Genomic DNA, 7,585 nt, shown 5'->3' with positions numbered 1-7,585 from the left:
GGACCCAGGACGACCTCGACGCCGTCGCCCGCCAGCTCAACGGCCGACCCCGCGAGACCCTGGACTGGCAGAATCCCGCACAACGACTCAACGACCTACTCGTTGCAACCGCCGCCTGAAACCGCCGCCCGGATCCCCGCACCTGCTGACCACTCGACGCCGGCGCGCGCGGGGTCAGCGCGCGGGGTCAGCGTTCGACGAGGGTGTGGGGGGTGGGGATGTGGCCGCCCTCGGCCTTCCGCGCGCCCACCAGCAGGTCGAGGATCAGGTCCGTCGAGGACTGCAGGCCCGGGTCGATCGTGGTGAGCGGCGGGACGACGAACCCGCCCTCCTCGATGTTGTCGTACCCGACGACGCGCACCGTCTCGGGCACCGCGATCCGGTGCACCCCCAGGGTGTAGAGCGCCCCGAACGCCAGGGAGTCGTTGAAGCAGAACAGCCCGTCGAACTCGACGCCGTCCGCGATCAGCCGCTCGACGGCGTCGGAGCCCTCGGCGCGGTTGAACCGGTCGACGCTGACGAGCAGGTCGGGGTCCTCGGGGATGCCCGCGGCGGCGAGCGCGCGCCGGTAGCCCTCGTACCGGACCTGGCCGGTGCCGGAGGGGTCGTGCACCTGGACGCCGACGGCGGCGATGCGGCGGCGGCCGTCCTCGATCAGGTGCCGGGTGGCGAGCTCGGCGGCGGCGGCGTTGTCCGGTCCGACGTGGGTGATGGTGTCGGAGGCGAGGGCCTCCCCGTGCTCGCCGATGAGCACGAGGGGGACGCGGCTGCGGCGCGCGGCGGTGTCCTCGGGGGTGAGGGTCAGCGGGCTGAACACGAGGCCGTCGACGGCGGGCAGGTCCTCGCACTCCAGCATGGAGAGCTCGGTGTCCCGGTTGCCCTTGGACTGGGTGACGAGGACGGTGGCGCCGCGGGCCTCGGCGGCGGACACGAACTCGGACGCGAACTCCGCGAAGTAGGGCTCGCGGAGCGACGGCACGCACAGGCCGATGAGCCCGGAGGAGCCGTTGCGGAGCTGGCGGGCGGCGAGGTTGGGCCGGTAGCCGAGCTCGTCGATGGTGGCGAGGATGCGCTCGCGCACGGCGGCGCTCACGTACCCGGTGCCGTTGACCACGTTGGACACCGTCTTGGTGGAGACGCCCACGCGCTCGGCCACGTCGGCGAGGCGCACTCGCGCCATCGGGGTTTCCTCTCGTCGTGCGGGCACGTCCGGCCCCGGGTGCCGGTGGTTCGTCCCGGTTCGTCCCGGGTCGTGACGTCCAGCGGAACCACCCGGTCCAGGGTCGTCCGGCCGATCGTACCTGTGCTAGCGTCCCCCACGTTCAACGTCGAACTACGACGTTGAACCACAACCCGCCGGCTCCGGCCGGCGGCCTTAGTTCAACGATGACCTAGGAGAACCGCGATGAGGCAGTTCGGCGGCCGGTGGGCGCCCTACCTGTACGTGGCCCCCGTGGTCGTGCTGGCCGGTGCGCTCCTGTACTACACGGTCGGGTTCGCCGTCTGGGCCAGCCTGACCGACTGGAACGGCCTGACCCGCATGGACTTCATCGGGCTCGACAACTACGAGAGGCTGTTCCAGGACCGCACGTTCTACATCGCGCTGCGGAACACGCTGGTCTTCATGGTCGCGACCGTCGGGCTGCAGACCGTCCTCGGCCTGCTGATCGCGGTCATCGCCAAGGAGCGGATGCCCGGGGCCAACTTCTTCAAGGCGATCTTCTTCCTGCCGATCGCCATGGCCCCCGCGATCATCGCCACCGTCTTCAAGTACATGTTCGAGGCCAACTACGGCTCGCTCAACGAGACGCTGCGGGCGCTCGGGCTGCTCGGCGAGAACGACACGATCCTGTGGCTCGGCGCCGACCTCGGCGTCTGGTCGATCGTCGTCATCAACGTGTTCGCCTGGATGGGCTTCTCGATGATGGTCTACTTCAGCGGCCTGATGTCGATCCCCGACGAGCTGTACGAGGCCTCGTCCCTCGACGGCGCGGGCTGGTGGCGCCGGCTGTTCAGCATCACGGTCCCGTCGCTGCGCGGCACCACCGGCGTGCTGATCCTGCTCGGCATCGTCGGGTCGCTCAAGACGTTCGACACCGTCTGGCTCACCACCCAGGGCGGCCCCGGCGTCTCGACGCACTTCCTCAGCACGTTCCTCTACCAGGAGCGCCTCAACCGGGACGCGGGCTACTCGTCGGCCATCGGGATCTTCATCCTCGTCGCGGCGTTCGTGCTGTCCCTGGTCCAGACCCGCCTGAGCAGCAGGGAGAAGTAGACCGTGCGCAACCAGAAGACCCTCATGTGGACGGTCATGTACGCCGTCCTGTGCGTGCTCGCCGCGATGTGGATCTACCCGATCGTCATCGCCTTCGTCGAGTCCTTCAAGGTCGGCGGCGCCGGCAACTACGAGGCGGTGCTCAACCACCCGCGGTTCGACTACTGGTCGGCGATCGGCAACAGCTTCCTGCTCGCCGGCGGGTCCACCGTCATCATCGTGGTGATCTCGTCGCTCGCCGGGTTCGCGTTCGCCCGGATGCGGTTCCGCGGCCGGAACTTCCTCTACCGCGCCCTGCTCGCCTGCATGGCCATCCCCGTCGCGTCCGTGGTGACCCCGCTGTTCGCGACGATGAACGACCTGGGCCTGCGCGACTCGTACGTCGGCGTCATCATCCCGCTCGTCGCCTTCAACGTCCTCGTGATGCTGCTGCTGATGAAGAACCACTTCGACGGCATCCCCGCCGAGCTCGTCGAGGCGGCCACGATCGACGGCGCGCGCCCGATCGGCGTGTTCACCAAGATCTTCCTGCCGCTGTCCGGCCCGGTGCTCGCGAACGTCAGCGTCCTGTCGTTCGTGTACTGCTGGAACGAGTACCTGCTGCCCAACCTGCTGCTCTCCGACGAGGGGAAGTTCCCCGTCACCGCGGCCGTCGCGCTGCTGCAGTACGAGCGCATGTCGCAGGAGCAGATCGGCCAGCTCTACGCCGGCCTCATCCTCATGACGATCCCGTCGGTCATCGTCTACCTGTTCAGCCAGCGGTACCTGCAGTCCGGCCTCACCGCCGGCGCCGTGAAGAGCTGACGCCCTCCCGTCGTGCCCCCAGCGCCGCTCGTCGGCGCGCTGACCTGCAGTTCAACGTCGAACCCCTCAGGAGAACCGAGATGCGCACCACCTCCTCCCGGCGCCGCACCCTCGCGGCCGGCGCCGCCACCGCCACCCTCGCCCTGCTCGTCGCCGGCTGCGGCTCCGGCGGTGACGACGGCGTGGCCGAGGACGGCTCCGTGACCCTGGTGTACCGGTCGTGGATCCCCACGGTCGACCAGGCCGCCGACATCATCGACGCCTTCGAGGCCGAGAACCCCGACATCACCATCCAGTACGAGGGTGCCGAGGGCGCCGGCAACTACCTCGGCGAGCTCGACAACCTGATCCTGGCCGGCGAGGTGCCCGACATCTACGGCATCCAGGTCGGCTCCGCGTTCGACGACTACGCCGAGTACGCCCTGGACACCCAGGACTACGCCGCCGACTGGATCGACGGCATCAAGCCCGAGCTCCTCGACTCGGTCACCACCTCCGACGGCGTCGTCGCCGCCGTGCCGATCCTCACGGCCGGCTCCGAGTTCTACCTCTACAACCAGACGCTGTTCGACGAGCTCGGGCTCGAGCTGCCGACCGACTACGAGTCGCTGCTCGCCGTCTCCGAGGCCGCCCGCGCCGCCGGGTACACCCCGTTCGCGATGGGCGCCGCCGACGCGTGGCACGCCGACGACTTCTTCGTCTGGCTGAGCACCCAGTTCGGCGACGGCGAGGCCATCTACGAGGCCGCGTCCGGCGAGGGTTCCTGGGACGCCGAGCCGCTGGTCGCCGCCGCGGAGCGCTGGGCCGAGCTGTTCGACAACGGCGTCTTCCAGGAGGGCGCGACGTCGACCACCATCTACCCGTCGGCGCGCGACGACTACCTGCTGGCCCGCAAGGCCCTCGCGATGCCGACCGGCTCGTGGCACGTCTCCGCGACCCTGTCCGGCAACTCCGAGACCCCGGGCTCCGCGGTCGCGGACGACGTGCTCGGCATGGCGCCGATGCCGACGCTCGGTGACAACGAGGCCAAGGCCGTCTCCGGCGTCGACTACTCCATCGCCCTGAGCGCCGAGCTCGAGGGCCCGAAGCTCGAGGCCGCCCAGAAGTTCGCCGAGTTCCTCGCCGTCGGCCAGGGCCAGCAGATCTGGGTGAACACGATGCAGGGCTTCCCGGCCGCCGAGGGCGTGTCCGCCGAGCTGGGCGCCGACGAGAACCCGGTCGCCCTGGAGTCCGTGCAGATCGTCACCGACGCGCTCGCCGACGCCGAGTTCCCGCGCAAGCTCACCTCGGACAACGACGGCCTGGAGAACGACCTCGGGGTCGTGCTGCAGAACATCGCGAACGGCGCGGACCCCGCGACCGAGCTCGCCACGCTCAACGGCTGATGCCCGCTGCGGACCGGCCGGCGGCATAAGGAATCTTCTTCCTGACGGCCGCCGGCCGGACCGTGTGCCAGGCTCGAACGAGCCCGATCGACGACGACCGAGGAGACCCCCGCGATGCAGCACACCTGGCGCTGGTTCGGCCCCACCGACCCCATCACGCTGGCCGAGGTCCGGCAGACCGGGGCGACCGGCATCGTCACCGCCCTGCACCACATCCCCAACGGGGCCGTGTGGCCGGTCGAGGAGATCCGGGCCCGGCAGGCCGAGATCGAGGCCGCCGGGCTGGTGTGGGCGGTCGTCGAGAGCGTGCCGGTGCACGAGGACATCAAGACCGGCGGGCCGCGCGCCGCCGAGGCGATCGAGGCGTACCAGCAGACGCTGCGGAACCTCGCCGCCTGCGGGCTCGACGTCGTCTGCTACAACTTCATGCCTGTCCTCGACTGGACCCGGACCGACCTCGCGTACCCGATGCCGGACGGGGCGCTCGCGCTGCGGTTCGACGCGACGGCGCTGGCGGCGTTCGACCTGTTTGACCTCGCGCGGCCGGGGGCGGCGGGAGACTGGACGGGGGTGCAGACCGAGGCGGCTGCGCGGCTGTGGGACGGGCTCTCCGCTGACGAGAGGGGGCGGCTGCGCGCCACGATCCTCGCGGGTCTGCCCGGCGCCGAGGAGCACTACGGGCTGGAGGAGTTCCGCGCGGCGCTCGCCACGTACGACGACGTGCCCGCGGACCGGCTGCGGGAGAACCTCGCGGGGTTCCTGCGGGCGGTGATCCCCGTGGCCGAACAGGTCGGGGTGCGGATGGCGATCCACCCGGACGACCCGCCGCGGCCGATGTTCGGGCTGCCACGCGTGGTGTCGACCGCCGACGACGCGGCCGAGGTGCTGGAGGCGGCGCCGTCGGAGGTGAACGGGCTGACGATGTGCGTGGGGTCGTACGGGTCGCGGGCGGACAACGACGTGGTCGAGATGACGCGGCGGTTCGCCTCGCGGATCCACTTCGCGCACCTGCGGTCGGTGTCCCTGGATCCGGATGGGGCGTCGTTCACGGAGGCGCCGCACCTGGACGGGGACGCGGACATGGTCGCCGTGATCACGGCGCTCGTGGAGGAGGAGGCGCGGCGCGGGGCGGCGATCCCCATGCGGCCGGATCACGGGCACGTGCTGCTGGACGACGCGGCTCGGGTGACGAACCCGGGGTACTCGCTGTACGGGCGGATGCGGGGGCTTGCCGAGCTGCGGGGGGTGGAGCGGGCGGTGCGGGGGTTGCGCGGGGTGTGACGTCCGCACGGCCTTGACGGTAGTCGCCCGGGTGGTCCCCAGGGCGTCCTCACTAGGGTGACGCCGTGGACCGCACACCTTCCGAGACCCACGACGACGGTCCGCTACCTCCGGCGACCGCCGCCGTCGCGGTCGCGCTGCTCACGCTGGTCGTCCTCGGCGGGGCCCTGCTGCTCGGGCTCGCGGACGCACCGGCGCTGGCGGTGCTCGGCGGCTGGATCGTGCTCGTCGGCCTGCTGCTGACGGCCGCGGTCGTCCTCATGGGCCGCGGGCAGCGCCGACCAGGACGCCGCTCCCCGGAGCTGGTGGCCATCGCCGCCGCGGTCGCCTCGGTGGGTGTGCCGCTGATCGGGTGGGGCGTGCTCCTGCTCGACGGCGGGTGGCGCACAGCCACCGGGGTGCTGCTCATCGCCGTCGGCGTCGGCGTGGTCCTCGTGGTGACGGCCGCGATCGCGCTGCCCGATCACCTGGCGCGGCCAGGCCGGAGGATCGTCGTGGATCCGTTCTGGCCGGTCGCGCCACCCCGCCCCGGGACCGGCCCGGACGCCTACCCCGTGGCGGTCGACGGCGACGTCCCGGACGACCCGCTCGCGCGCATCCGGCACGCCTGCCTGGCGCTCGGGCTGCACGAAGGCAGCGAGTTCAGCGTCGAGGGGTTCCCGACCGCGCTGAGCAGCGAGCACGTCGACCTGCGCCGCTCGGGCCGCTGGTACGAGGTCGTCTACAGCGACATGGGTCGGGACCGGGTCATCGCCCGGCTCGCCACCCCGCAGGACGCGCACGACGTCTTCCTCACCGAGGTCGCCGACCTCGCGACGGGGCGCCGCCACGAGCTGCTGCGCTCCATCCCCCGGATCCGGGTCCCGCGCGGGGAGGACGACGAGTCGGACGACGAGCGGGTCGAACGGTTCCTGCGCGAGTCCCGCGACCGGTGGCGGCGCGAGGAGGACCACGACGTGGAGCTGCTGCCCGACGGGTGGGCGGACATGCGGGCGCTGAGCACCGCCGTGGTCGCGTACCTCGGGGTCGGGACGCGGGCGTGGCCGGGGACCGACCGCGAGGCCGCGCTCGCGGAGCTCGCCGGGGCGGGGCTGCCGTCGGCGGCGCTCCGGGCTGTGGAGGAGCTGGTCGCGCAGGCGTGCACGCCGCCAGTCGACTGGGCAGCGGTGCCGGATCACTCGCGGTGGGTGCGGGACCTGATGCGGGTGCGGCACGGGGGTCTCACGGGCGAGGCGTTGGACGCACTGGCGTGGAACGCAACGTTCCAGTGGCGGTAGTGGCTCCGCTGGCATGGCGCGCTCGACAGGCATGACCATGGTGCGCTGACCAGGGGATTCACGTGGAACATCACCCGCAGCGGACTGGATAGCAGCCGGGGGAGGCGCGCCGCCGCTGGTCTGGGCATGTGCTGCGCCGCGGCTTCATCGTGCGACGACGACGGGCTCGGGAATGGCGAGCGGGCTCTGCCCGTGGAGCGGCGCGCGGCGCAGTTGCGCCGGTTCGGCGAACTTCGCAGCACTTCCGGAGTGAGGTCGTCCCCAGGTCGGGTGACGCGGGCTGACTCCCTCTCGGGATTCGGCTACCGTGCTCATGCCTGGTTTCGGACGTTCGTCCGGTTTCCGGTTCGCCGGGCCGTGGAGGGGGAGGTGACATGGCAGCAGAGGTTTCCGCAGCAGATGGCGCGCTCAAGCAGGGCGCCGACGCGGTCGCGCAGAGCCGTGGGGAGCTGCAGCGTGAGCTGAGCGCCCTGGAGGGCAAGCTCTCGGGCATCGGGTCGCACTGGCAGGGCCAGGGCGCCGTGGCGTTCAACGCGCTGATGGCGCGCTGGCGTGAGGACGCG

The 7,585-nt window shown here is 71.5% G+C and carries 7 protein-coding genes and 1 pseudogene; 7 read left to right on the top strand and 1 reads right to left on the bottom strand.

Annotated features, from left to right (window positions below):
• A pseudogene (locus tag EBM89_RS22640) lies at positions 1-119 on the top strand (IS30 family transposase); the annotation flags it as partial.
• Positions 120-187: 68 nt separating this feature from the next.
• On the opposite strand, the gene EBM89_RS18615 reads toward EBM89_RS22640, so the two are convergent.
• Positions 188-1,180, bottom strand: coding sequence for a LacI family DNA-binding transcriptional regulator (locus EBM89_RS18615; RefSeq protein ID WP_122151119.1), 993 nt, complete (start codon positions 1,178-1,180; stop codon positions 188-190).
• A 225-nt stretch (positions 1,181-1,405) separates the two neighbouring features.
• Here EBM89_RS18615 and EBM89_RS18610 point away from each other — a divergent pair, with 225 nt between their 5' ends.
• The 6 genes from EBM89_RS18610 to EBM89_RS18585 form a co-directional block, all read left to right on the top strand.
• Positions 1,406-2,275: a carbohydrate ABC transporter permease gene (locus EBM89_RS18610; protein ID WP_122151118.1), complete on the top strand. Its 870-nt coding sequence runs from the start codon at positions 1,406-1,408 to the stop codon at positions 2,273-2,275.
• Between the two features lie 3 nt (positions 2,276-2,278).
• Entirely contained in the window at positions 2,279-3,079 is an 801-nt protein-coding gene (locus EBM89_RS18605; protein WP_122151117.1) for a carbohydrate ABC transporter permease, read from the top strand.
• Positions 3,080-3,159: 80 nt separating this feature from the next.
• Positions 3,160-4,464: an ABC transporter substrate-binding protein gene (locus EBM89_RS18600; RefSeq protein ID WP_122151116.1), complete on the top strand. Its 1,305-nt coding sequence runs from the start codon at positions 3,160-3,162 to the stop codon at positions 4,462-4,464.
• A gap of 114 nt (positions 4,465-4,578) precedes the next feature.
• Positions 4,579-5,745 carry a mannonate dehydratase gene (uxuA, locus tag EBM89_RS18595; RefSeq protein WP_122151115.1) on the top strand — a complete coding sequence of 389 codons (1,167 nt, stop codon included), beginning with the start codon at positions 4,579-4,581 and terminating at the stop codon, positions 5,743-5,745.
• 65 nt (positions 5,746-5,810) lie between these two features.
• Entirely contained in the window at positions 5,811-7,022 is a 1,212-nt protein-coding gene (locus EBM89_RS18590; RefSeq protein ID WP_122151114.1) for a hypothetical protein, read from the top strand.
• 374 nt (positions 7,023-7,396) lie between these two features.
• On the top strand, positions 7,397-7,585 hold a 189-nt coding region (locus EBM89_RS18585; RefSeq protein ID WP_199732195.1), incomplete at its 3' end, for a WXG100 family type VII secretion target.

The organism is Cellulomonas triticagri, assembly GCF_003696205.1.
Lineage (GTDB): Bacteria > Actinomycetota > Actinomycetes > Actinomycetales > Cellulomonadaceae > Cellulomonas > Cellulomonas triticagri.
Note: the sequence above shows the minus strand (reverse complement) of the source record. Positions and strands in the feature narration are given on the sequence as shown.

Bases quoted from the DNA above. Each gene is read 5' to 3' on its own strand.
- EBM89_RS18615 (WP_122151119.1), bottom strand. From the start codon at position 1,180: ATGGCGCGAGTGCGCCTCGCCGACGTGGCCGAGCGCGTGGGCGTCTCC.
- EBM89_RS18610 (WP_122151118.1), top strand. From the start codon at position 1,406: ATGAGGCAGTTCGGCGGCCGGTGGGCGCCCTACCTGTACGTGGCCCCC.
- EBM89_RS18600 (WP_122151116.1), top strand. From the start codon at position 3,160: ATGCGCACCACCTCCTCCCGGCGCCGCACCCTCGCGGCCGGCGCCGCC.
- uxuA (WP_122151115.1), top strand. From the start codon at position 4,579: ATGCAGCACACCTGGCGCTGGTTCGGCCCCACCGACCCCATCACGCTG.